Below are 21,622 nucleotides of genomic sequence, written 5' to 3' on the forward strand. Positions count from 1 at the left end.
CCAGGTGTTGGACATCCACATGAGAGGTAGGGGAGAGGGCATGGATGCGACCCATCTGCTCGACACCGCCATCGAGGCCGCCAGGGCGGTCGGCCCCCAGCTGCGCAAGGCTTTCAGGTCCCGGCCCGACGTGACCGTCAAGCGTGATTTCCACGACCCCGTGACCGAGCACGACCGGGCCGCCGAGGAGACCATCCGTGCCGTCATCTCCTCCCGCGCCCCAGGCAGCACGATCGTCGGCGAGGAGGGCGGCACGACCGGCGCCGGTGACATCGTCTGGTACGTCGACCCCATCGACGGCACCGCCAATTTCGCCGCCGGATTTCCCTTCTTCTGCGTCTCCATCGCCGCGGCCGTCCACGGCGAACTGGTGGCGGGCGTCGTGTACGACCCCGTACGCGAGCAGGAGTTCACCGCGGGCCAGGACGGCGCGTGGTGCGACGGCACGCCGCTGCGCAGCACCGGAGCCACCCGCGACCAGGAGGCCATGCTGCTGATGAGCTACCCCACCCCGCAGGACCTCGACGCCGACGGCGAGCGGGCGCTGCGGCGCTACGCCGGATGCCTGGGGTCGTTCGCCACCGTGCGCAAGCCCGGCAGCGCCGCGCTCAAGCTCGCCTACGTCGCCGCCGGCTGGGCGGACGTCGCCTACGGCACCCGCTCCAACCCCTGGGACGTGGCCGCCGGGGCGCTGCTGGTGCGCCGGGCCGGAGGCGTCTACCTGGGTGATCCGCTGGTCGCCGGTGACTACCTGGCGCACGTGGGCGGGTTCGACCTCAGTTCGTCGGAGCTCGCCGAGGTGGCGCCGTCCTGATGATCGGCGCGCAGGAGGCCCGCCAGTTCCGACAGTGAGGCGATGCGGGGGAACCCGGCGGGCGGCGGCTCGACGCCGAGCCGGTCGAGCCAGGCCGAGCGCATCCCCGTGGCCGCCGGGCCGGTGACGTCGTTGGGCACGTCGTCACCCACCAGCAGCACCTCATCGGGGGCCAGGCCGAGCGCGGCGGCGGCCCCGGTGTAGGAGACGGGTGAGGGCTTGAAGCCGCCCAGCACCTCGCCCGTCAGCACCGGGCCGACCAGCCCCTCCAGGCCGATCGCGCGGATCTTCGCCTCCTGCATGCGCTGGGCGCCGTTCGTCAGCACCCCGAGCGCGTAGCCGCCGAGCCCCGCCACCGCCTGCGCCACGTCGGGGTAGGCGATCCACCTCGCCCGATAGCGGCTCGCGAACTCCTCGTACGCGCCGTCGAGGTCGGCGGGGAGCGCCAGGCCGAGCTCCCGGCACAGCCCCGACAGCCGCAGGCGGCGCTGCTCCTGCACCGTGCACCGGCCCGCCTGCCACATCGCGAGGTACGGTCCCTCCAGCGCGGCCCAGAGCGCGGCCGTCTCGGCCAGGCGCGGGTGGCCCGGCGCGCGCTCCTCGACCCAGGCGACGATCGCGGCGTCGGCGGCCGCCCGGTGGTCGAACAGGGTGCCGTCGAGGTCGAACAGGATCCCCTTGAGAGGCGTCATCGAAGCTCCGGGTAGGGCGGACTGCGGCGGCGTCCGGCGGGAGGTCAACCCTACTGGGCCGCCGCCTGCCGCACGGACGCCGGCTCGGCGGACGCCGTGACGATGCGCGCGGCCGTCTCCCGCGGAGGGTAGCCCAGCGTGAGGCCGCGGATCGGCAGCGGGGCCCGCGCGAAGCGCTCCTCGCCGTTCTCGGGCAGCACGTAGTGCAGGGCGGGGGAGTGCAGGCGGTGGGCGTCGAGGACCGCCACCGCGGGCTCGGCCAGGTCGCGCGGCAGCGCCTCGCGGTAGTCGGCGATCAGGGCGTCGAGGTCGAACAGGTGGACGTAGCGCTCGGAGGTGCCGGCCACCACCCGGACCAGGTCGCCCTCGACCCGCGCGCGGTAGACGAGGTTGGTGCCGCCGCAGCCGGCGAACCAGTCGAGCGCCTCGGCGGCGGGCAGGCGGAAGGTGCCGTACGGCTTGCGCCCGTACAGCAGGGCCTCGGCGATCCAGCGGTCGCACCACAGCTCGTCGTGGTACGGCGACGGCGCGCCGGGGCCGGCCGTCAGGCCCTGGGCCAGCACCAGGTTCCACGCCGACACCATCGGGCTGGTGAAGCGCGGCATGAAGGGGCCGTGCCAGCGGCTGAGCGCGTAGCCGTACCAGACGGTGACGACCTCGACCTGGCCGCCGGGCAGGGCGCGCTCGTAGGTGCCGTTCATGACCTGCCCGCCGTCGGGGTGCCGCCACGGCCCGGGTGCCGGCCCGGTGCCCGCCGGTACGGCGGGAGTGCGGTAGTCGGGATGCAGGATCCACGCGTCCGCCACGGCGTCAGCCCCTTCCGATCAGCTTGTCACGGCAGGTCAGAGGATCAGAGACGCCATCGTGCAACACGGGTCATGCCCGTGCAAGAGTCCGGGTGCAAACGCTGATGTTTGTCATCACCTCACCGCGGGGGTGTTTGCAAGGGGCGTCGGCGGGCCGCTCGGTCAGTGGTGCCGGCGGTGGTCGCCGGCCTCGCGGACGTGGTCGATCATGACGCGTTCCGCGGTGTCGCCGTCGCCCGCCTCCAGGGCGGCAAGGAGGCGCGCGTGAGCGTCGAGCTGGCGCCCGGCCTGCTGCGGGTCGAGCCACAGCGACGCCTCGGAGGGCACCGGGAAGCTGTTGCGCACCGCCCTCGCGTGCGCGCCGAGGAACGCCGGGCCGCCGATGTCGACGATGCGCAGGTGGAAGCGCCTGCTCCGCTCGCCCAGCCCGTCGTGCCTGCCGTGGGCGGCGTCCTCGGTCATCGCGGCGTGCAGCTCGCGCAGCTCCGCCAGCTCGCCGGGGGTGATCCTGGCCGCCGCGAGCCGCGCGCCGAGCCCTTCGACGACCGCGCGCAGCCCGTAGTACTCGGCCGTCGCCTCGTCGCCGAGGTCGACGACGGTGGCGCCGTGGTGGGCCTCGTAGCTGATCAGCCGGTCCTTCTCCAGCCTGCGCAGCGCCTCGCGGACGGGGGTCACGGACACCCCCAGCCGCTTGGCCACCTCGCCCGCCCGTAGCGCCGTACCGCCGGGGATCCGCGAGGTGCGGATCTCCTCCAGCAGCACGGTGTAGACGTACTCGGCCTTGCTCATGGGCGGCCGCGGCTCGGTGAAGGACATGTCCTCAGTGTCGCGCATGGAGACCCGCCTGTTGACCTATGACATATTTCTTATAACTTACATAACCATGACGAGTCTCGCCGACCTGCGGGTCATCGACGCGGCGACACTGTTCGCCGGTCCCTCCGCCGCGATGATGCTGGGCGACTTCGGCGCCGACGTGATCAAGATCGAGCACCCCCGGCGGGGCGACCCGTCACGCGGGCACGGCGCCTCCCTCGACGGCGTGGGCCTGTGGTGGAAGACGCTGTCGCGCAACAAGCGCGCCGCCGCCGTCGACCTGTCGCACCCCGACGGGCAGGAGATCCTGCGCCGCCTGGCAGAACGGTCCGACGTGCTGATCGAGAACTTCCGCCCCGGCACCCTCGAACGCTGGAACCTCGCCCCCGCCGACCTCATGAAGCTCAACCCGCGGCTGATCGTGGCGCGGATGACCGGCTTCGGGCAGGCCGGGCCCATGGCCGGGCGGCCGGGGTTCGGCACGCTGGCCGAGGCCATGAGCGGGTTCGCGGCCATGACCGGGCAGCCCGACGGCCCGCCGACGCTCCCTCCGCTCGCCCTCGCCGACGGCATCGCCGGCCTGGCCATGTCGTACGCGATCATGGTGGCGCTGCACGCCCGCGAGCGGACCGGGCGCGGGCAGGTCGTCGATCTGGCCATCATCGAGCCGATCCTCGGCCTGCTCGGGCCGCAGATGACCGCCTACAAGGCGCTCGGGGCGGTGCCGAAGCGGACGGGCAACCGGTCCAGCAGCAACGCGCCGCGCAACACCTACCGCACCCGCGACGGGCGCTGGCTCGCCGTCTCCACCAGCGCGCAGCCGATCGCCGAGCGCGTGGTCACTCTGGTGGGCAGGCCCGACCTGGTCGAGCAGCCGTGGTTCGCGACCGGGCACGGGCGCGTCCAGCACGTGGACGAGCTGGACGAGGCCGTCGCCTCCTGGATCGCCGAGCGCGACGCCGACGAGGTCATCGCCCGCTTCGAGGAGGCGCAGGCCGCCGTCGCGCCCATCTACGACGTCACCGACATCGCCGAGGACCCGCAGTACGCCGCGCTCGGCACGTTCGTCGAGATGGACGACGAGGAACTCGGCCCGCTCACCCTGCAGAACGTCCTGTTCCGCCTGTCGGACACGCCCGGCGAGGTGCGCTGGCCAGGACGCCCGCTCGGCCGCGACACCGACGAGGTGCTCGCCGAGCTCGACTACCCGGACGACCTGGTCGCCGCGCTGCGCGAGAAAGGCGTGATCGCATGAGCTGGACGCCCGTGACCTGGCTCTACGTGCCCGGCGACCGGCCCGAGCGGTTCGCCAAGGCGGTGGCGTCCGGCGCCGACGTGGTGATCATCGACCTGGAGGACGCCGTCGCGCCGGCCGCCAAGGACGCGGCCAGGCAGAACGCCGTCGCCTACCTGCGGTCGCGCCCCAGGACGTCCGGCCAGGTGCACGTCAGGGTCAACGACCTGGCCACCGCGCGCGGGCGTGACGACCTGGCCGCCGTGGCACAGGTGGCCGACGCCGTACGCGTGCCGAAGGTCGAGTCGGCGGCCGTCCTCGACACCGTGCCGGCGGCGACGCCGGTGTTCGCGCTGCTCGAGTCGGCCGCCGGGATCGTCGCGGCCCGCGAGATCGCCGCGCACCCGCGCGTCGCCGGAGTGGCGCTCGGCGAGCAGGACCTCGCGGCCGAGCTGACCGTCACGGACGAGCAGGCGATGAACCACCTGCGGATCCAGGTCGTCCTCGCCGCCGCGGCGGCCGGGCTGCCGCCGGTCGCCATGTCCGTCCACCCGGACGTCAAGGACGACGCCGGCCTGCTGGCGTCCTGCCGGTCCGGGCGCGCGATCGGCATGTTCGGCAGGACCGCCATCCACCCGCGCCAGATCCCGCTGATCCGGCAGGCGTTCCGCCCCTCGGAGGAGGAGACGGCCAGGGCCGCCGAGATCGTGGCGGCGGCGGAGCGCGCCGAGGCGGCGGGGGTCGGCGCGGTCGCGCTGCCCGACGGCCGTTTCGTGGACGCCCCGATCGTCAGGCGGGCCCGCCGCACGCTCTCCCTCGCCCGCCGTCTCACCGACACGGCGTGAGACGCGGAACCTTGACGCGCTGTTGCCCCTGGCTGTGCCGGAGCGCGGCCGGCGCGTGAACATCCGTCTGCGTGGCATGTGCTCAACTGGCTGGGGGGCACATGGACACCTGGCGGCGCATCTCGATCACGAAGCGCATCACGCTGTTCGGGGGTGTGCTGGCGGTGTTGCTCTCGGCGGCCCTCGCCGTCGTGGTCCTGTCCGCGGTGCACCGCTACGCCACGGAGTCCCGTACGGAGGAGATCGCCGCGGACGGCGGGCGCGTGGTCACGCAGGTGGAACGGCAGGGGCCGGTGACGCCGCTGGTCCACCACAGCGACCGCAAGGTGCAGATCGTCGACCCCCGGGGCCGGGTGGTCGCCGCCACGCCGCAGCTGAGCGGCAGGCCGGTCATGGCCGACCCGTCCTGGCGCGACATGAGGGACTCCGCCGCGGTCGTCTGCGGCGGCGCCTTCCCGTCCGGCGAGTGCAACATCGTGGTCGCCAGGGCGGCCCATCGCGACGGGCAGGTCTGGACCGTCCTCGTCGCCGCCCCCGTCGTTCCGCCGTATGTCGTCCCGTGGCTGGCCGTGACGGTGGCCGGCGCCGCGGCCGCGCTGGCGGCGGCCGTCACGGTCCTGGCGCACCGGATCGTCACCGACGCCCTGCGTCCCGTCACCCGGATCCAGACCGAGCTCGACCGGATGAACGACGCCGGGGCCGACGACCGGCTGCCGGTGCCGGGCAGCCACGACGAGATCCAGAACCTGGCAGAGAGCGTCAACCGGACCCTCGTCCGGCTGCACGCCGCGATGGCCCAGCAGCGCCATTTCACCTCGGACGCCTCCCACGAGCTGCGTACGCCGATCGCCGCGATCAGGGCCGAGGTCGAGGACGCCATGCAGGCGCCGGAGGAGAGCAGCATTCCCACGCTCGGCGCGAAGGTCCTGAACAGCGTCGACCGGTTGCAGGCGATCGTGGACGGTCTGCTGACCATCGCCCGGCTGGAGTCGGGACGGCCGGTGGAGCGCGAGCCGACGGACCTCGCCGAACTCGTGACGGCCCGGTGCCGGGAGCGGGAGAGCGTCACCGGCAAGGCGTTCACGTGCTCGCTCGAACCCGGGGTGACGGTGCTCGGCGACCGGACGGAGCTGTCGCGCCTGCTGGCCAACCTGATCGACAACGCCGAGCGCTACGCCTGCTCGTCGGTGTCACTGAACGTGCGGCGGCTGCCGTCCGCCGGGCGCGACGCCCAGCGCTTCCCGGACGGCGTGGCGCTGGTGGAGGTGATCGATGACGGGCCCGGCATCGAGCTGGACAAGCGGGAGCTGGTCTTCCAGCGCTTCGCCCGGCTCGACACCGCGAGGGACCGGGACGCCGGAGGCACCGGCCTCGGCCTGGCGATCGCCCGGCAGATCGCGTTCGCCCACGGCGGCACCCTGCTCGTCGAGGACGCCGCCCAGGGTGCGCACCTCGTCCTGCGTCTGCCGCTCCACCCGGACAATTCCCTGTAAAGCGAGTAGGAAATGTTGACTACAGCGGATGCGAGTCGTACGTTACGGACATGGATCAGCATCGCGGTACGGCCGTCCGCCCGGGTCTTCCTGGCGACGTGCACTGGTATGACGTCCCGGACGACGACGTCGAGCCGGGCGAGGAGACCTCGCGCCGCAGGCGGCGGCTGTGGCGGAGGTGGGCGTCGTGAGCGGCGACCGCGTGGTGGCGCTCGTCGGCAACCCGCGCAGCGGCTCCAGGACCCTCGGCGCGGCCGTCGAGGTGGCCGAGACGGTGGCCAAGCGCGCCGGGCACGGCGAGCCGGTCACGGTCGTGGATCTGTCGGCCCTGGGTGCGCATCTCTTCGCACCCGCCCCGTCGCCGCGCGCGGAGATCGCGCGCGAGCTCGTCACGGGCGCGGACGTGCTCGTCGTGGCCAGCCCCACCTACAAGGGCACCTACACGGGACTGCTCAAGGCCTTTCTTGACGGGCTGCCGTCGCGGGCCCTCGCGGGCACGGTGGCGCTGCCCCTGCTGGTGATGGGCGACCCCCGGCACGCGCTCGCCGTCGAGGTCCACCTGCGCCCGCTGCTGGTGGAGCTGGGCGCGCTGGTGCCCACGCCCGGCCTCGCGCTCGTCGAGGCCGATCTGCCCCGCCTGCAGGAGCTGCTGGAGCCCTGGCAGGCCCAGGTCGAGCCGTACGTGACGGCCGCGCCGGCAGATTTCCGGTAAATCGAGTAGGAAATGTTGACTTTTGCGGATCCAGCGCCTAGCTTCGTTCGCATGAGCCAGGGTTACCGCTTGACCAGGCGCTCCCACGTGGACTTCTGCCACGTGGCCAGCGCGCAGTGTCGCTGATCACGAACTGACGGCCGCGGGCCATCGTCGCCCCGCCAGAACTCTCTCCTCTTCTCCTGCCGCTGCCACGCGACCGCCGCGGGCGCAGCGCGTCCCCGTGAGGACCTTCTTGTGATCGTGACACCCGTGCCCACCGGCAACCCCGACCAGGCGGGAGCCCCCGCATGACCGACACGCTTCCCGACCGCGCGCTCGAGGCCGACCAGTTCAGGCACGCCCTGGCCGTGCACGCCAGCGGCGTCGTGGTCATCACCGCGCAGAGCGGCGGCATCCCGGTCGGGCTCACCGCCACCTCGTTCTCCTCGGTCAGCCTCGAACCGCCGCTCGTCTCCTTCTATGTCGACCGTTCCTCGACCACCTGGCCGCGGCTCGGCGCCGCCGACCACTTCGCGGTCAACATCCTGACCAGCGACCAGGCCGGGCTCGCCGCCCGCTTCGCCCGCAAGGGCGTCGACCGTTTCGCGGCGCCCACCAGCTGGCGTCCCGGGCCGCTCGGCGCGCCGCTGCTGCAGGGCGTCTCGGCCCACCTCGTCTGCCTGCCCTACGACAGGGCCGTGGTCGGCGACCACCTGCTGGTCGTCGGACTGGTGGCCCACGCCGACGTGCACGGAACGGGCCGTCCGCTCCTCTACCACCAGGGGCGCTTCGGCCGTTTCCTGGCCCATCCCGACGCCTGAGTCCGGGCCGCCCGGACCGTGTCCGGGCGGCCGTCCGGAAATTTCGTGACTTCTGTCGAAGGACTGCTGCATGACCTCGACTGAGCTGGACCTTCCCGTGGCGTCCCGTGTGGCGCCCGTCAGGTGGCGTCTGCCCGGCACCGGCTGGCAGCGGCTGGTCAGCCCCCTCGCCCTGCTCGCGCTCTGGCAGCTCACCGGCTCGCTGGGGCTGCTGCCAGAACGCCTGCTCGCCGCCCCCGCCACCGTCGCCGCCACCGCGCTCGACCTCGTGACCTCAGGGACGCTGCCCGAGGCGGTGCTCGTCTCGCTGGGACGCGTCGCCGCCGGGTTCACCGTCGGCGCGGTGGCCGGAGTGGGCTTCGCGCTCGTCGCCGGGCTCAGCCGCCTCGGCGAGTACGCCGTCGACCCGCCCATGCAGATGCTGCGCGCCCTGCCGCTGTTCGGGCTCATCCCGCTGTTCATCCTGTGGTTCGGGATCGGCGAGACGCCCAAGATCACGCTGCTGGCGCTCGGCGTCGCCTTCCCCCTCTACCTCAACACCTTCGCCGGCGTCCGCGGGGTGGACGCCAAGCTGGGCGAGCTCGGCGCGGTGCTCCGGCTCGGCCGCGGCGAGCTCGTCAGGCACATCGTGCTGCCAGGCGCGCTGCCCCAGGTACTGGTGGGCCTGCGCCAGAGCCTCGGCGTGGGCTGGCTCGCCCTCATCGTGGCCGAGCAGATCAACGCCGACTCCGGCCTCGGCTACATGATCAACACCGCCCGGGAGTTCCTGCGCACCGACGTCATCGTCGTCGGGCTGCTCGTCTACTGCGCGCTCGGGCTCGTCACCGACTCGCTCGTCAGAGTGGTGGAAAGGAAGGCGCTCACATGGCGACGCGGACTGCTCGGCTGACCCAGGCGCCACCCGACGGCCGGGTCGCCTCCGTACGCGGCCTGGTGCGCAGCTTCGGCGACCGGCGCGTCCTGTCCAACGTCGACCTCGACATCGCGCGCGGCGAGTTCGTGGCGCTGCTCGGCGCCAGCGGCTCCGGCAAGTCCACGCTGCTGCGCGTCCTCGCCGGGCTCGACGGCGAGGCGCGCGGCGAGATCGGCGTGGACGACGCCGTGGCGGTGTCGTTCCAGGAACCGCGACTCGTGCCATGGAAGCGCGTGCTCGCCAACGTCGTGCTCGGGCTGCGCGGTCCCGACGCCACCGATCGGGCCCGCGCCGCGCTCGCCGAGGTCGGGCTGGCAGAACGCGTCGACGCCTGGCCGCTCACCCTGTCCGGCGGTGAGGCCCAGCGCGTCTCGCTGGCGCGCGCCCTGGTCCGCGAGCCAGGACTGCTGCTGCTCGACGAGCCGTTCGGCGCACTCGACGCGCTCACCAGGATCTCGATGCACCGGCTGGTCCTCGACCTGTGGGACCGTCACCGGCCCGGCATCCTGCTCGTCACGCACGACGTCGACGAGGCCCTGCTGCTGGCCGACCGGGTGCTCGTGCTCGAGTCCGGCCGGATCGCCCACGAAAGCCCCGTACCGCTGCCGCGGCCGCGACACCGCGACCACCCCGACCTCGTCGCCCTGCGCGCGGTCCTGCTGCGGCGGCTCGGCGTCACCCCGGAGGGAACCGCATGAAAGCCATCAGAGCCGCAGCCCTGGCCGTGCTGCTCGCCGCCGCCACGGCGTGCGGCGCGGCCACGGGCGCCACCACCGGCGCCACCACCGGCGGCCCGGCCGACGGCGGCCAGGTGACCCTGCGCGTCGGCGACCAGAAGGGCACCGGCCTGCAGGCGCTCCTCGAAGCGTCCGGAGAGCTGAAGGACGTCCCCTACACGGTCACGTGGTCGCAGTTCACCTCGGGGCCGCCCGTCCTCGAGGCCGTCAACGCCGGATCGGTGGACATCGGCGCCGTCGGGAACGCGCCCCCCGTCTTCGCGGCCGCGGCCGGATCGAGGATCACCATCGTCGGCGCGTCGGAGCGAGGGCTCACCGGGCAGGCCATCGTGGTCCCTGCCGGTTCGCCGATCACGTCCGTCGCCGGGCTCAAGGGCAAGAAGGTCGCCGTCGCCAAGGGCAGCTCGGCGAACTTCCACCTGCTCGCCGTCCTGAAGAAGAACGGGATGACCTTCGACGACATCAGCCCGCAGTACCTGCAGCCACCCGACGCGCTGGCCGCGCTGTCCACCGGGCAGGTGGACGCCTGGGCGATCTGGGACCCGTACACCGCCCAGGCGCAGCACCAGGTGAACGCGCGCGTCCTGGTCGACGCCACCGGCTACGCCAACGGCTTCGAGTTCCAGATCGCCGGCAGCGCGGCCCTCGCCGACCCGGCCAGGTCGAAGGCCCTCGGCGACTTCGTGGCCCGCATCCGCCGGGCGCACACCTGGGCCAACGACCACCCGAAGGAGTGGACCGACGTCTACGCCCGGCTCACCGGGCTGCCCCCCGACGTCATCGCCACGGTGGTCGCCCGCAACCGCTACACCGACCTGAAACTCGACGCCGACGTCGTAGGCCGCGAACAGCAGGTCGCCGACGCCTTCGCCGAAGCCGGGCTGATCCCCGGCACCGTCAGGATCGACGACATCGTCGACACCCGGTACAACGAAGGAGCGCAGTGAAATTCCACTGGTTTCTGCCCACGAACGGAGACAGCAGGCAGCTCGTCGGCGGAGGCCACGGCCTGTCCCGTGACCACGGTCACCGGGGCGGTTTTCGCGAGCCCGACATCGAGTACCTCGCCCAGATCGCCCGCTCGGCCGAACAGCTCGGCTTCGAGGCGGTGCTCACGCCCACCGGCACCTGGTGCGAGGACGCCTGGCTCGTCACGGCCGCGCTGACCCGCGAGACAGAACGCCTGAAGTTCCTGGTCGCCTTCCGGCCCGGCCTCCTCTCACCGACCCTCGCCGCGCAGATGGCCGCCACGTACCAGCGGATCTCGCGAGGCAGGCTGCTGCTCAACGTCGTCACCGGCGGCGAGGACACCGAGCAGCGCCGCTTCGGCGACCACCTGTCGCACGACGAGCGGTACGCGCGCACCGACGAGTTCCTCGACATCGTCCGGCACGCCTGGAGCGGGACCCCGTACGACTTCAAGGGCGAGCACTACCGCGTCGACGGCGCGACCGTCTCGATCCCGCCCGACCCGGTGCCGCGGATCTACTTCGGCGGCTCCTCCAAGGCCGCGGGCCCGGTGGCGGCCCGGCACGTCGACGTCTACCTCACCTGGGGCGAGCCGCCCGCCCAGGTCGCCGCCAAGATCGCCTGGATGCGGGAGCTGGCCGCGGCCGAGGGACGCGAGCTGCGCTTCGGCATCAGGCTGCACGTGATCTCCCGCGACACCGACCAGGCCGCCTGGGCCGAGGCCGCGCGTCTGCTGGACGCGATCGACCCCGCCGACATCGCGCGCGCCCGCAAGGTGCTGGGGAACAGCCAGTCGGTCGGGCAGCAGCGCATGCTGGAGCTGCAGTCCGGCTTCGACGGCGACGTCCGGTCCCTGGAGATCCACCCCGGGCTGTGGGCGGGCGTCGGCCTCGTCCGCGGCGGCGCCGGCACCGCGCTGGTCGGCAGCCACGCCCGCGTCGCCGAACTCGTCGAGGAGTACGCCTCGGTCGGCATCGAGGAGTTCGTCCTGTCCGGCTACCCCCACCTGGAGGAGGCCTACTGGTTCGGCGAAGGGGTGCTGCCCCGCTTCGCTACTTGAGCGGGTCGTGGCCCCAGTTCATCAGTGAGTAGCGCCAGCGGCTCTCCTGTACGTCCTGGGAGGGGCGCTGGGCGAGGTGGCGGCGGATGTAGCCGACGACCTTGGCCATGTGCGCGTAGTCCTGGTCGGTCATGGCCGACTTCCGCTTCCTGAGCAGGTCGACGATACGGCGGCCGGAGGCGTGGCCGGTGGACTCGCCGCCGTCGTCCTTCTGGCCGACCGACTTCGACTCCTCGGTCGCCAGCCAGCGCTCCAGCTCGGTGGCGGTCATGTTCACCGCCTCGCCGAACTCCGCGGCCACGTCCTTGTCGCCGCCCGTCACGAAGCGTCCTTGCGCTTGCGCAGGGCCGACGGCTTGTGGACGGCCTTCTTGCCGCTCTTGTCGCTGCGCACGACGTACTGGGGGTCGTCGGGGGAGGCCGAGACCGTGCGGCCGGCCTCCTTAGTCCGCTTGGTGACCTTCTTCTCCACCTTGCCGCGGGCCTCGGACCCGTGGCTCTTCCAGGAGACCTCGTCGCCGGGCGACGGTTCCTTCTTGCGCTTGCCGCTCATGCGACACCGGCTACCCGTGCCATGGCGGGTACGCCGCCGGTGAGGGAAAACCTTCTTTGCCGGCGTGGCACGTACGATGATCAGGTAGTTCGTCCTTATGTCTATACAGCCGATGGACATTGGGATACAACCGGGGCGAGCCCGTTGCTCCTGGAGGTGTCCCATGAGACGTGCCCCGATCGTGCTGGCCCTGCTGGGCGCGCTTGCCGTCACCGGCTGCTCATCCGGAGGGCAGAGCGCGCCGACCGCCTCCCCGCCCGCCTCCTCCGCCGATTCAGCAGGGGGCGGGGAATTCGCCGTGATCACCCACGGGGCCGCCGGCGACTCCTTCTGGGACGTGGTCAAGAACGGCGCCGAGGCCGCCGGCCGGCAGTACGGCGTGCGGGTCACCTACCAGGGCGACGGCGACCCGGCCCGGCAGTCGCAGCTCATCGACCAGGCCGTCTCGCAGCAGGTCGACGGCATCGTGGTCTCCATGGCCAACCCCGACGCGCTGCGCGAGGCCATCGGCAAGGCCGTCGCCGCGAAGATCCCCGTGGTGACGATCAACTCGGGCGCCGACTCCTCCAAGGCGTTCGGCGCGCTCACCCACGTCGGCCAGTCGGAGGACGTGGCCGGGCGCGGCGCGGGCGAGCAGCTCAAGGCCGCCGGCGTCAGCAAACTGCTGTGCGTGGTGCACGAGGCCGGCAACATCGGCCTCGACCAGCGCTGCGCGGGGGCCGAGGAGACGCTGGGCGGCACGGTCGAGCGGCTCCAGGTCGACGTGAGCAACCTCGCCGACGTCACCTCCAAGGTGACCGCGAAACTGCAGTCCGACCAGCAGGTCAACGGCGTGCTCGCGCTCAACCCGGCCGTCGCCGTCGCCGCCAGGGACGCCATCAGGGACGCGGGCTCGCAGGCCAGGCTGGCCACGTTCGACCTGTCGGCCGACGTCGTGACCGCGATCCAGGACGACGAGATCCTCTTCGCGGTCGACCAGCAGCAGTACCTCCAGGGCTATCTGCCGATCACGTTCCTCACCCTGTACAAGGCGAACCTCAACACCGTCGGCGGCGGCCTGCCGGTCAACACCGGGCCCGGCTTCGTGACCAAGGAGAACGCCGCGCAGGTGGCCGAGCTCGCCGAGGCGGGCACGCGATGACCGAGCGTACGGCCCGATGACCGCCCGCGTCGACGAGCGGATCGCCCCGGTCGGGCCGGTCCGCCGTCTGCTCATCAGGCCGGAGCTCGGCGCGGTCGTCGGACTCGTGGCGGTGTTCACGTTCTTCGCCGTGCAGTCGCCGGTGTTCCGGTCGGCGGACGGCATCGCCAACTGGCTCGACCCGGCCGCCACGCTCGGCATCATGGCGGTCGCCGTCGCGCTGCTCATGATCGGCGGCGAGTTCGACCTGTCGGCGGGCGTGCTGACCGGCACCAGCGGGCTGATCCTCGTCACGCTCGCCACCCGCTTCGGGTTCGACGTGTGGACGGCCATGCTGGTCGGCCTCGTCGTGGCGCTGGCCGTCGGGTTCGCCAACGGGGTCGTCGTCACCCGGACGAAGCTGCCCAGCTTCATCGTGACCCTCGGCACGTTCCTCATGCTGCAGGGCGTCAACCTCGGCGTCACCAAGGCCGTCACGGGCACCGTCCAGGTCAGCGGCCTGCGCCGGGCCGACGGATACGAGGGCGCGGCGGCTGTGTTCGCCGGGACGATCGACGTCGGCGGCACCTCGTTCCGGGTGGCCATCCTGTGGTGGATCCTCGTGACCGCCGTCGCCACCTGGGTGCTGGTGCGCTCCCGTCCTGGCAACTGGATCTTCGCGGTGGGCGGCGACGAGCAGGCCGCCCGCGCGGTCGGCGTCCCCGCCACCCGGACGAAGATCGCGTTGTTCATGACCACCGCGTTCGCCGCCTGGCTGGTCGGCTCGATCCTGGCGCTGCGGTACACATCGGTGCAGGCCAACATCGGCATCGGCCAGGAGTTCATCTACATCATCGCCGCCGTCATCGGCGGCTGCCTGCTCACCGGCGGGTACGGCTCCGCCGTCGGGGCCGCCATCGGCGCGGTGATCTTCGGGATGGCCGACAAGGGCATCGTGTTCCTGGGCTGGGACGCCGACTGGTTCACCTTCTTCCTCGGCGCGATGCTGCTGCTGGCCACGCTGGCCAACCGCCTGGTCAGGCGGTACGCCGAGGAGGTGAGGCATTGATCATCGAAACCCGCGGCCTGGGCAAGAGGTTCGGCTCGGTGCTGGCGCTGCGCGACGTGTCGATGGGCGTGGCGGCCGGCGAGGTCACGTGCGTGCTGGGCGACAACGGGGCGGGCAAGTCCACCCTCATCAAGATCCTGTCAGGGATGCACCGGCACGACACCGGCTCCTACCTCGTGGACGGGCGCGAGGTGCGCTTCTCCAGCCCCCGCGAGGCGCTCGACCGCGGCATCGCCACCGTCTACCAGGACCTCGCGATGATCCCGCTCATGTCGGTCTGGCGGAACTTCTTCCTCGGCTCCGAACCGCGCAAGGGCCTGGCCTTCGACGTGGCCAGGGCGCGGCGGGTCGCCCGCGAGGAGCTGGCCGCGATGGGCATCGACATCCGCGACGTCGACCAGCCCGTGGGGACGCTGTCAGGCGGCGAACGGCAGTCGGTCGCCATCGCGCGGGCCGTCCACTTCGGCGCGCGCGTCCTCGTCCTCGACGAGCCCACCTCTGCGCTGGGCGTCAAGCAGGCCGGGGTCGTGCTGCGCTACATCGCGCGCGCCCGCGACCGGGGGCTCGGCGTGGTCTTCATCACCCACAACCCGCATCACGCCTACCCGGTGGGAGACAGGTTCCTGCTGCTCAACCGGGGCAGCCCGCTCGGCCTGTACGCCAGGGACGACATCACCCCGCAGGAGCTCACGCGGCTGATGGCCGGCGGCGCGGAACTCGACGAGCTCGCGCACGAGCTCAGACGCGAGTGAGCTTGGTGGAGATTTGACCGTTTCGGGCGGTCATCGAGATACGGGGTCAGGGAACGACCACCCTCGGCACGCCGAACAGGGAACACCCGGGGGACCACCATGGCCACGACCATCAGCCGGCGCAAGCGGGCGGTGAGACGCGCCGCCGTCGCGGGCGGCGAGCGTCCCTTATCGCTCACGCGTCCGGCATCGCCACAGCCGGGACACCGCCGCCCGCCCGGTGCGGCGCTCACGCCGCATGCCCGGCCGCGGATGTCCCGCGTGCCGTGCTCGCTCACTCCCCGCTCGCTCACGAAGGTGCGCCGAGCGGCCTGCGCGCCCGGCCTGTCCGTACGGGTGCGGCACTGCCCCGACACTTCTGCCCGGCCCGGCGGCAGCACGGGCGCCACGCCGCTCGCCGGCGTGGAGATGTGGCTCGATGTGCGGCCCTCCCCGTTATTACGACCACGCCCGTCCCGGTGTGAACCGGATCGGGTGGACAACAGCTCCGGACCGGCATCCCTGGCGGGTGCGGCACGCCAGGGCGGCCGGTCCGGGCCCCACCGTCGGCGCGACCGTGACGCCGAAGTGCGGGCGGGGGATGTGGCTGGGGACCGGGTGAGGCCGGCGTGATTCTCGGCGTCGTCCTCGGCGGCCAGGCCCCGGTGCTGGTCGCGGTCACGGACGAGGTGCCCCTCTGGCCGGTGGCGCGGGCCGTCGCCCGTACGGCCGAGCGCGCCTGCGTGGCGCTCGACCTCAGCCGGTCGGGTACGGCACCCGTGGCCGCGATCCGCGTCGGCGGACGCTGCCCGCCGGCGCTGCACCCGCGCGTCGGCTCCGGCGTCGCCACGATCGTGCGCGGCGGACACGGCGTGACCGGCCGGCCGCTCGCGCCGCTCGACACCGAGGCGGTACGGCGCTTCGCCGCCACCTGCGGGCTCACCGACTTCGCGGTCACCGCGACCGGCTCACCGATGCTGGCCGACCACGAGCTGAAGGTGGCCGCCGCCATCAGGGCCGAGGTTCCGGACGCGCGCATCACCCTGTCGTACGAGTTCGGGCAGCCCGGCCTGCGCGAGCGGGAGGCCGACACCATCAGCAACGCGGCCCTGTGCCCCGAGGCCGGCCGCATCGCCGACGAGGTGGCCAGGGAACTGCCCGGCGTCCCCGCGTACTTCGCCCGGTCGGGCGGCGGGCTCGTGTCGGCGCACTACTTCCGCCGCTACCCGCAGGCGTGCTATCAGGGGGCGGAGGCGTGCGTGCGACGCGGCAGGGCGGCGCTCGCCGCCGACCCGGCGCGCGTCGTCTCCGACGACCTGGCGGCCGCGTACGGCGCCACACTCGGGCGGCCGGTCGCGCAGGTCGAGCGGATCGTGCAGGCCAGGGGACAGGTCGAGCTGGACCGCGAGCTCCAGCGCGCGAGGGACGAGGCGCTCACCCGCGTGGTCAGCGCGGGCGCGGCGCCCGGCTCGGCCTGGATCGCGGAGACGATGGTCAACCCGATGTCGTACCTGCCCGACGGGCTGTACCGGGTGCGCGTCAAGGGGGAGGGGGTGCCGCCGTGACCCTCATCGACCTGGAGGAGCTGAGCCGGTTCTCGGCGGGCGCGCGGCAGTTCGCGACGGGCGCCGCGGAGTCGTCCTACCGCCTCGCGCTCGACTGGGCGACGTCCGTGGTGGGGGAGGGCGTCGACCTCGTGCAGGCGGAGCAGCTCGAACCCGGCACCCTGTGCGTCGCGGTCAGTTTGGTGGGCTCCACGACCGCGATGGGCGAGCACCTGCCCCGCGGCGACGAGCCGGAACGCGCTGTCCGCGCGCTGGAACGCCGGCTCGGCGAACGGGCCGGGGCCGTGGTGGCGCTGAACCTGTCGGCCGAGAACGCGCTGATCTCGCTGATCGCCGCGGCCACGCTCCGCGTTCCGCTGGTGGACGGCGACGGATCAGGACGGGTGTTCCCGCTGGTGGAGCAGACCACGTACGCGCTGGGCGGCATGAGCCCTGCCCCGCTGGCGCTGGCGGGCGGCTCCGGCCAGCTCATCATGCTGGAGACGGAGGTCGGCCGGGTGGAGGAACTCCTCCGTCCCGTGGTGCTGGCGGCCGGCGGGTGGGCGGTCGTCGCGTGCTACCCGATGGCGGCCGCCGACCTCGCGCGGGTGCTGGTGCCAGGGACGGTCAGCACGCTGATCAGGGCCGGCGCGCCCGGCGCGCCGCGCTCGGCGGCGGCGCCGTTCGGCATGCGGACCCTGTGCCGGGCGCGCATCCTGTCCGTGGAGGGCAGCACGGGGCACGACGCCGAGGTGTCGCTGCCGTCCCTGCCGTCCAGCATCGTGCTGCGCGAGCAGGAGGGGATGCGCCGCCTGGTACGGCTGGAGGCGCACAACGAGATCGTGCTGGCCCTCGCCGACGGGGCCGTGGTGGCGACCGTGCCCGACCTGATCTGCATGATCTGCACGGCCGACGGCATGGTCGTGGACGTCGACGAGGTGAAGCCCGGCCTGGAGGTGGACATCATGGTCGTCAAGGCCGCACCCGCGTGGCACACCGAGGCGGGCCTGGCGCTCGGCGGGCCGCGCGCGTTCGGGATCCCGCTGTGAACCGGGCGCGTCGATGAGCCCGGCGCGGGCGACCGGCTGGGAGGCGCCGGTCACGGTGACCGAGCTCGTCAACGCCGGGCCGCTGGCGGGGGCGCGAATGTACGGCGCGGGCGAGAACCAGGTGCGCGGCGTCCGCATCGTCGACGAGCTGGCGGTGCTCGGCACGGTCGCCCCGCACACGGCGGTGGTGCTGACCGGCACGGTCGCCGGCGGCGGCTGGGCGGTGGAGATGGCCATGCGCCGCGCCTGGGAACAGGCGGCGGCCTGCGTGATCGCGCCCTCGGGCGGGCTGAGCGAGAGCTCCGGCGAGGTCCTCGCGGAACGGCTCGGCGTGACTCTGATCTTCGTGGACGAGGACCCGCTGATCGTCGCCGTCCGGGTCGCCGAGGCGGCCTCCCGCCCTGACGCGGCCCGCATGCAGCTCGTCGCCCGCTGCGCCACCCGGCTCGCCGAGGCGGAGACGTCGGCGCGGCGCGTGCTCGGCATCCTGAACGCCGAACTCCCCGGCACCTCGGTCGCCTTCCTCGACCGCAACGGCCTGCTCCTCGCGGGCCGCCGCGACGCCGCCGGGCGGCCGGAGGGCGGCGGTGACGGTGACGTGGCCGGCGAGCAGGGGGGCGGGTGGACGGCCCACGCGGAGGTGCCCGACCAGGAGGGCGGCCTGCTCGGGACGCTGGTGGCCGCCGGTTCTTCCCGGTCGCCTGGGTGGCCGTACGTGGTGCGCACGGTGCTCACCCTCGCGGTGGCGCCGCTCGCCGCGTGGGCCGCGCAGGAGCGGCTGCGGGCCGCACGCGAGTTCACCGTGCAGGCGTCCCTCGCCGAACGCCTTCTCACCGAGGCGGCGGCGAGCCCGCCAGGAAGCGCCGCCGGGAGCGCCGCAGCGGCCGGGAGCACCGAGCCCGTCGGGGGTGCTGTCGTGAACGCGGTCGCGCTGGGGTGGCCGGTGCACGGTCCTGTCACCGCCTACCAGGTGCGGCCGGTGACGGGAGCCGAGGACGCGACCTTGGCGCAGACGCTCGTCACGGCCGCGCTCGGCCAGGTCCCGGTGATCGCCCGTGGCGGCGGCTGGGCGGGCTGGTCGGGGCTCGGCCCCGGCGAGCTGGTCGCCCGGCTCGAACGCTGCCTGCCCACCCTGCCGTGGCCGTGCTCGGCCGGGATCGGCCCGCAGGTCGCCGACCTGGCGGCGGCCGCGGAGTCGCTGGCGGGCGCCGAGGCGGCGGCGTTCATGGCGGACGCGGGCAGCGTGGCCAGGGCCGACGAGATGGGCCCCGCCGAACTGCTCGGCGCGCTGCCCTCGCAGGCGCTGCGCGCCCCCGCCACCGTCGTGCTGCGCCCGCTGCTCACCATCGACCGCGACGGCACCCTGCTGGAGACGCTGGCCGCCGTCCTGGACGAGGGCGGCGCGCTCAGGGCGGCCGAACGGCTCGGCGTCCACCGCAACACCGTCACCACCCGCCTGGAGCGGATCAAGTCGACGGGCTTCGACCTGGACGACCCGGCCACCCGCCTGGCCCTGCAGCTGGCCTGCCACGTCATGCTTCGATGAGCCGCCGCGGAAAGGGCATACCCTGTCGGATGTGTCTGCGCCGTACCTCACCCTCAAGACCGTCGTCGAGCACGAGACGGAGGCGCGGCGCTCGCGCTTCATCTGCGCCGTCGCCCCGGCGGGCACCGTCGAGGAGGCGCTCGCGTTCATCGCCGAGCGCCGCCGCGAGCACCCGGACGCGACGCACAACTGCACCGCGTACGTGATCGGGGAGCGCGTCCAGAAGGGCGACGACGACGGCGAGCCGGGCGGCACGGCGGGCACCCCGATGGTGCAGGCGCTGGTGGGCCGCGGGTTCAGCGACGTGGTGGCGGTGGTCACCCGCTATTTCGGCGGCACCCTGCTCGGCGCGGGCGGGCTCGTGCGCGCCTACGGCTCGGCGGTGACCGAGACCCTCGACCGTGCCGACCCGGTGCGGATGGTCCCGGCCAAGATGGTGCACGTCACCGTGGCGCACGACCAGGCCGGCCGGGTCGAGAACGATTTGCGCGCCTCGCGCCACGCGCTGCGCGACGTGACGTACGCCGGCCAGGTCACCTTCGCCGTCGCGGTCGGCGTGGACGAGACGGACGCGTTCGCCGACTGGGTGGCCACGCTGACCGCCGGCCGCGCCCGCGTGACGGTCGGCGAGGACATGCACGTCCCCGGCTGAGGCGCGCGACGGTCGTCGAGGGCGCGCACGTCCCCGGCTGACGGGCGCGCGCCCGGGCCGGGCTCAGCCCTCGAGGGCGTACTGCATGACCCGGAACTTCGCCTGGGCCTCGGCCAGCTCGGAGGCGGGGTCGGAGTCGCCCATGATGCCGCAGCCCGCGAACAGCCGCGCCCGGCGGCCATCCACGACGCCCGAGCGCAGGGCGATGCCCCACTCGCCGTCGCCGTGGGCGTCGATCCAGCCGACCGGCCCGGCGTAGCCCGCGCGGTCCATGCCCTCCAGCTCGCGGATGACCTCGATCGCCGTCTTGGTCGGGGTGCCGCCGACGGCCGCCGTCGGGTGCATGGCCGCGACCACGTCGAGCACCGACGCCCCGTCGGCGAGCCGCCCGGTGACGTGGCTGGCCAGGTGCTGGACGTTGGGCAGCGTCAGCAGCTCCGGCTCGTCGGGGGTGGTGAGCGAGGAGCACAGCGGCGCCAGCGTCTCGCGTACGGAGGCGATCGCGCACTCGTGCTCGTGGCGGTCCTTCGCCGAGGCGAGCAGCGCCGCGCCCCGGGCGACGTCGTCGGCCTGGCTGCTGCCCCGCGGCGTCGTGCCGGCGAGCACCAGCGACTCGATCTCCTGCCCCGTACGCCGGATCAGCAGCTCCGGCGTGGCGCCGACCATGCCGGCCACCGAGAACGTGTAGCACTCGGGGTAGCGCCGGGCCAGGCGGGCCAGCAGCAGCCGCACGTCGATCGGGTGCTCGGCGACCGCGACGAGGTCGCGGGCCAGCACCACCTTCTCGAGCTCGCCCTCGCGGATGCGGCGGGCCGCGCGCGCCACGACCCGCTCCCACTCGGGGGCGGTCAGGCTGCCGTCGCCGTAGCTGATGCGGCCGGGGTGGCCGATGGGGGAGGACGTCTCCAGCGGCGCGTCGCCGATCGTGGTGAGCCACGCCTGGCCGTCGCGCCGGACGAGCACCGCCCGCGGGACGACGAGGACCGATCCGTGCGCGTCCTCGTCGAAGGTGAAGCTGCCGAAGGCGACCGGTCCTGAGCCCGGATGGCGCACGGCGTCGTCGACCTGCGCGTCGCCGAGGACGCCTGCCAGCCACTCGCGGGCCCAGGCGAACCGTCCGGGGCCGGGGGGCACGGCGGCTCTGGCGGCCTCACCCCATCCGACGAGTCCTTCACCGTTCCTGATCCAGGCGTAGGGGGCTATGCCCGGCAGCGCTGCCAGCAGGTCACCGGGGTCCCCGACAGGGGTGGTGCGGACCGGCAGCGGGCGGGTCTCTCCGAGCGCGACACTCACTCGACACACTCTATGCGGGAACTGAACACGTTCGACTCGGACCCCCGTGAATGGGAGATTACGGATGGAGCACCCAGAAAATACCCGGTCGTGCGGACCGGTTTGCCAGGCGCTGTGTCAAGCGGCGATAGGAAGTGGGTCCTGAACTGGCAGGCCTTGCCGTGAGGTCATA

The 21,622-nt window shown here is 73.3% G+C and carries 24 protein-coding genes; 18 read left to right on the top strand and 6 right to left on the bottom strand.

The annotated features are described in order from the left end of the window. The first annotated feature begins 40 nt into the window (after window positions 1-40). Complete coding sequence (locus BLR04_RS16735; RefSeq protein ID WP_090765401.1) at window positions 41-814, top strand: inositol monophosphatase family protein; 774 nt, start codon at window positions 41-43, stop codon at window positions 812-814. Here the strand turns inward: BLR04_RS16735 and BLR04_RS16740 are convergent. The 3 genes from BLR04_RS16740 to BLR04_RS16750 all read right to left on the bottom strand — a co-directional run bounded on the left by BLR04_RS16740 (window position 748) and on the right by BLR04_RS16750 (window position 3,146). Beyond that, complete coding sequence (locus tag BLR04_RS16740; RefSeq protein ID WP_090765403.1) at window positions 748-1,506, bottom strand: HAD family hydrolase; 759 nt, start codon at window positions 1,504-1,506, stop codon at window positions 748-750. The genes BLR04_RS16735 and BLR04_RS16740 overlap by 67 nt on opposite strands. 50 nt (window positions 1,507-1,556) lie before the next feature. Continuing rightward, the gene (locus BLR04_RS16745) at window positions 1,557-2,312 is read right to left on the bottom strand and encodes a hypothetical protein (protein ID WP_090765405.1); all 756 of its coding nucleotides are present in this window, start codon (window positions 2,310-2,312) and stop codon (window positions 1,557-1,559) included. A 162-nt stretch (window positions 2,313-2,474) separates the two neighbouring features. Further along, on the bottom strand, window positions 2,475-3,146 hold the full coding sequence (locus tag BLR04_RS16750; protein ID WP_245740291.1) for a GntR family transcriptional regulator: 672 nt from the start codon (window positions 3,144-3,146) through the stop codon (window positions 2,475-2,477). 49 nt (window positions 3,147-3,195) lie between these two features. Here BLR04_RS16750 and BLR04_RS16755 point away from each other — a divergent pair, with 49 nt between their 5' ends. The 10 genes from BLR04_RS16755 to BLR04_RS16795 all read left to right on the top strand — a co-directional run bounded on the left by BLR04_RS16755 (window position 3,196) and on the right by BLR04_RS16795 (window position 11,894). Next, window positions 3,196-4,383: a CaiB/BaiF CoA transferase family protein gene (locus BLR04_RS16755; RefSeq protein WP_090765408.1), complete on the top strand. Its 1,188-nt coding sequence runs from the start codon at window positions 3,196-3,198 to the stop codon at window positions 4,381-4,383. Beyond that, complete coding sequence (locus BLR04_RS16760) at window positions 4,380-5,207, top strand: HpcH/HpaI aldolase/citrate lyase family protein (RefSeq protein ID WP_090765411.1); 828 nt, start codon at window positions 4,380-4,382, stop codon at window positions 5,205-5,207. Before BLR04_RS16755 ends, BLR04_RS16760 begins: the two co-directional genes overlap by 4 nt. Window positions 5,208-5,308: 101 nt before the next feature. Further along, a complete protein-coding gene (locus BLR04_RS16765; protein WP_090765413.1) occupies window positions 5,309-6,700 on the top strand; it encodes a sensor histidine kinase in 1,392 nt (463 codons plus the stop codon). Window positions 6,701-6,750: 50 nt separating this feature from the next. After that, window positions 6,751-6,891: a hypothetical protein gene (locus BLR04_RS40660; RefSeq protein WP_176903122.1), complete on the top strand. Its 141-nt coding sequence runs from the start codon at window positions 6,751-6,753 to the stop codon at window positions 6,889-6,891. Beyond that, window positions 6,888-7,412, top strand: a complete 525-nt coding sequence (locus BLR04_RS16770) for an NADPH-dependent FMN reductase (RefSeq protein ID WP_090765597.1) — start codon at window positions 6,888-6,890, stop codon at window positions 7,410-7,412. Before BLR04_RS40660 ends, BLR04_RS16770 begins: the two co-directional genes overlap by 4 nt. A 290-nt stretch (window positions 7,413-7,702) precedes the next feature. Continuing rightward, window positions 7,703-8,215 (top strand): flavin reductase family protein, encoded by a 513-nt coding sequence (locus BLR04_RS16775; protein ID WP_090765416.1) that lies wholly within the window; start codon window positions 7,703-7,705, stop codon window positions 8,213-8,215. Window positions 8,216-8,285: 70 nt separating this feature from the next. Then, window positions 8,286-9,104: an ABC transporter permease gene (locus BLR04_RS16780; RefSeq protein ID WP_090765419.1), complete on the top strand. Its 819-nt coding sequence runs from the start codon at window positions 8,286-8,288 to the stop codon at window positions 9,102-9,104. Next, window positions 9,080-9,826, top strand: a complete 747-nt coding sequence (locus BLR04_RS16785; RefSeq protein WP_090765421.1) for an ABC transporter ATP-binding protein — start codon at window positions 9,080-9,082, stop codon at window positions 9,824-9,826. Before BLR04_RS16780 ends, BLR04_RS16785 begins: the two co-directional genes overlap by 25 nt. Beyond that, entirely contained in the window at window positions 9,823-10,812 is a 990-nt protein-coding gene (locus BLR04_RS16790; protein WP_090765423.1) for an ABC transporter substrate-binding protein, read from the top strand. The genes BLR04_RS16785 and BLR04_RS16790 overlap by 4 nt, the downstream gene beginning before the upstream one ends. Then, the gene (locus tag BLR04_RS16795) at window positions 10,809-11,894 is read left to right on the top strand and encodes an LLM class flavin-dependent oxidoreductase (protein WP_090765426.1); all 1,086 of its coding nucleotides are present in this window, start codon (window positions 10,809-10,811) and stop codon (window positions 11,892-11,894) included. Before BLR04_RS16790 ends, BLR04_RS16795 begins: the two co-directional genes overlap by 4 nt. Here the strand turns inward: BLR04_RS16795 and BLR04_RS16800 are convergent. Further along, window positions 11,887-12,216 (bottom strand): DUF3140 domain-containing protein, encoded by a 330-nt coding sequence (locus tag BLR04_RS16800; RefSeq protein WP_090765429.1) that lies wholly within the window; start codon window positions 12,214-12,216, stop codon window positions 11,887-11,889. The two genes, BLR04_RS16795 and BLR04_RS16800, sit on opposite strands and share 8 nt — an antisense overlap. Then, the gene (locus BLR04_RS16805) at window positions 12,213-12,446 is read right to left on the bottom strand and encodes a hypervirulence associated TUDOR domain-containing protein (protein ID WP_090765432.1); all 234 of its coding nucleotides are present in this window, start codon (window positions 12,444-12,446) and stop codon (window positions 12,213-12,215) included. Before BLR04_RS16805 ends, BLR04_RS16800 begins: the two co-directional genes overlap by 4 nt. A 163-nt stretch (window positions 12,447-12,609) precedes the next feature. Between BLR04_RS16805 and BLR04_RS16810 the strand changes: the two genes are divergently transcribed. The 7 genes from BLR04_RS16810 to BLR04_RS16835 all read left to right on the top strand — a co-directional run bounded on the left by BLR04_RS16810 (window position 12,610) and on the right by BLR04_RS16835 (window position 20,157). Continuing rightward, on the top strand, window positions 12,610-13,587 hold the full coding sequence (locus tag BLR04_RS16810; protein ID WP_090765435.1) for a sugar ABC transporter substrate-binding protein: 978 nt from the start codon (window positions 12,610-12,612) through the stop codon (window positions 13,585-13,587). A gap of 16 nt (window positions 13,588-13,603) precedes the next feature. After that, complete coding sequence (locus BLR04_RS16815) at window positions 13,604-14,635, top strand: ABC transporter permease (RefSeq protein ID WP_090765438.1); 1,032 nt, start codon at window positions 13,604-13,606, stop codon at window positions 14,633-14,635. Then, complete coding sequence (locus BLR04_RS16820; protein WP_090765441.1) at window positions 14,632-15,387, top strand: ATP-binding cassette domain-containing protein; 756 nt, start codon at window positions 14,632-14,634, stop codon at window positions 15,385-15,387. The genes BLR04_RS16815 and BLR04_RS16820 overlap by 4 nt, the downstream gene beginning before the upstream one ends. Before the next feature lie 608 nt (window positions 15,388-15,995). Beyond that, a complete protein-coding gene (locus tag BLR04_RS40665; protein WP_176903123.1) occupies window positions 15,996-16,931 on the top strand; it encodes a hypothetical protein in 936 nt (311 codons plus the stop codon). Continuing rightward, the gene (locus BLR04_RS40670) at window positions 16,928-17,959 is read left to right on the top strand and encodes a DUF917 domain-containing protein (protein ID WP_176903124.1); all 1,032 of its coding nucleotides are present in this window, start codon (window positions 16,928-16,930) and stop codon (window positions 17,957-17,959) included. The genes BLR04_RS40665 and BLR04_RS40670 overlap by 4 nt, the downstream gene beginning before the upstream one ends. 13 nt (window positions 17,960-17,972) lie before the next feature. Further along, the gene (locus BLR04_RS16830) at window positions 17,973-19,505 is read left to right on the top strand and encodes a PucR family transcriptional regulator (protein ID WP_090765447.1); all 1,533 of its coding nucleotides are present in this window, start codon (window positions 17,973-17,975) and stop codon (window positions 19,503-19,505) included. 31 nt (window positions 19,506-19,536) lie between these two features. Continuing rightward, the gene (locus BLR04_RS16835) at window positions 19,537-20,157 is read left to right on the top strand and encodes a YigZ family protein (RefSeq protein ID WP_090765450.1); all 621 of its coding nucleotides are present in this window, start codon (window positions 19,537-19,539) and stop codon (window positions 20,155-20,157) included. A gap of 63 nt (window positions 20,158-20,220) precedes the next feature. Here the strand turns inward: BLR04_RS16835 and BLR04_RS16840 are convergent, their stop codons facing one another. Continuing rightward, the gene (locus BLR04_RS16840) at window positions 20,221-21,450 is read right to left on the bottom strand and encodes an isochorismate synthase (protein WP_090765453.1); all 1,230 of its coding nucleotides are present in this window, start codon (window positions 21,448-21,450) and stop codon (window positions 20,221-20,223) included. Window positions 21,451-21,622: the final 172 nt, after the last annotated feature.

This window comes from Nonomuraea maritima (assembly GCF_900100395.1).
In the GTDB taxonomy this organism is placed as follows: Bacteria; Actinomycetota; Actinomycetes; order Streptosporangiales; family Streptosporangiaceae; genus Nonomuraea; species Nonomuraea maritima.

Excerpts from the sequence above, each read along its gene's own strand:
- BLR04_RS16735 (WP_090765401.1), top strand. The coding sequence starts at position 41 with ATGGATGCGACCCATCTGCTCGACACCGCCATCGAGGCCGCCAGGGCG.
- BLR04_RS16740 (WP_090765403.1), bottom strand. The coding sequence starts at position 1,506 with ATGACGCCTCTCAAGGGGATCCTGTTCGACCTCGACGGCACCCTGTTC.
- BLR04_RS16750 (WP_245740291.1), bottom strand. The coding sequence starts at position 3,146 with ATGCGCGACACTGAGGACATGTCCTTCACCGAGCCGCGGCCGCCCATG.
- BLR04_RS16755 (WP_090765408.1), top strand. The coding sequence starts at position 3,196 with ATGACGAGTCTCGCCGACCTGCGGGTCATCGACGCGGCGACACTGTTC.
- BLR04_RS16760 (WP_090765411.1), top strand. The coding sequence starts at position 4,380 with ATGAGCTGGACGCCCGTGACCTGGCTCTACGTGCCCGGCGACCGGCCC.
- BLR04_RS16765 (WP_090765413.1), top strand. The coding sequence starts at position 5,309 with ATGGACACCTGGCGGCGCATCTCGATCACGAAGCGCATCACGCTGTTC.
- BLR04_RS40660 (WP_176903122.1), top strand. The coding sequence starts at position 6,751 with ATGGATCAGCATCGCGGTACGGCCGTCCGCCCGGGTCTTCCTGGCGAC.
- BLR04_RS16775 (WP_090765416.1), top strand. The coding sequence starts at position 7,703 with ATGACCGACACGCTTCCCGACCGCGCGCTCGAGGCCGACCAGTTCAGG.
- BLR04_RS16780 (WP_090765419.1), top strand. The coding sequence starts at position 8,286 with ATGACCTCGACTGAGCTGGACCTTCCCGTGGCGTCCCGTGTGGCGCCC.
- BLR04_RS16785 (WP_090765421.1), top strand. The coding sequence starts at position 9,080 with ATGGCGACGCGGACTGCTCGGCTGACCCAGGCGCCACCCGACGGCCGG.
- BLR04_RS16790 (WP_090765423.1), top strand. The coding sequence starts at position 9,823 with ATGAAAGCCATCAGAGCCGCAGCCCTGGCCGTGCTGCTCGCCGCCGCC.
- BLR04_RS16805 (WP_090765432.1), bottom strand. The coding sequence starts at position 12,446 with ATGAGCGGCAAGCGCAAGAAGGAACCGTCGCCCGGCGACGAGGTCTCC.
- BLR04_RS16810 (WP_090765435.1), top strand. The coding sequence starts at position 12,610 with ATGAGACGTGCCCCGATCGTGCTGGCCCTGCTGGGCGCGCTTGCCGTC.
- BLR04_RS16815 (WP_090765438.1), top strand. The coding sequence starts at position 13,604 with ATGACCGCCCGCGTCGACGAGCGGATCGCCCCGGTCGGGCCGGTCCGC.
- BLR04_RS16830 (WP_090765447.1), top strand. The coding sequence starts at position 17,973 with ATGAGCCCGGCGCGGGCGACCGGCTGGGAGGCGCCGGTCACGGTGACC.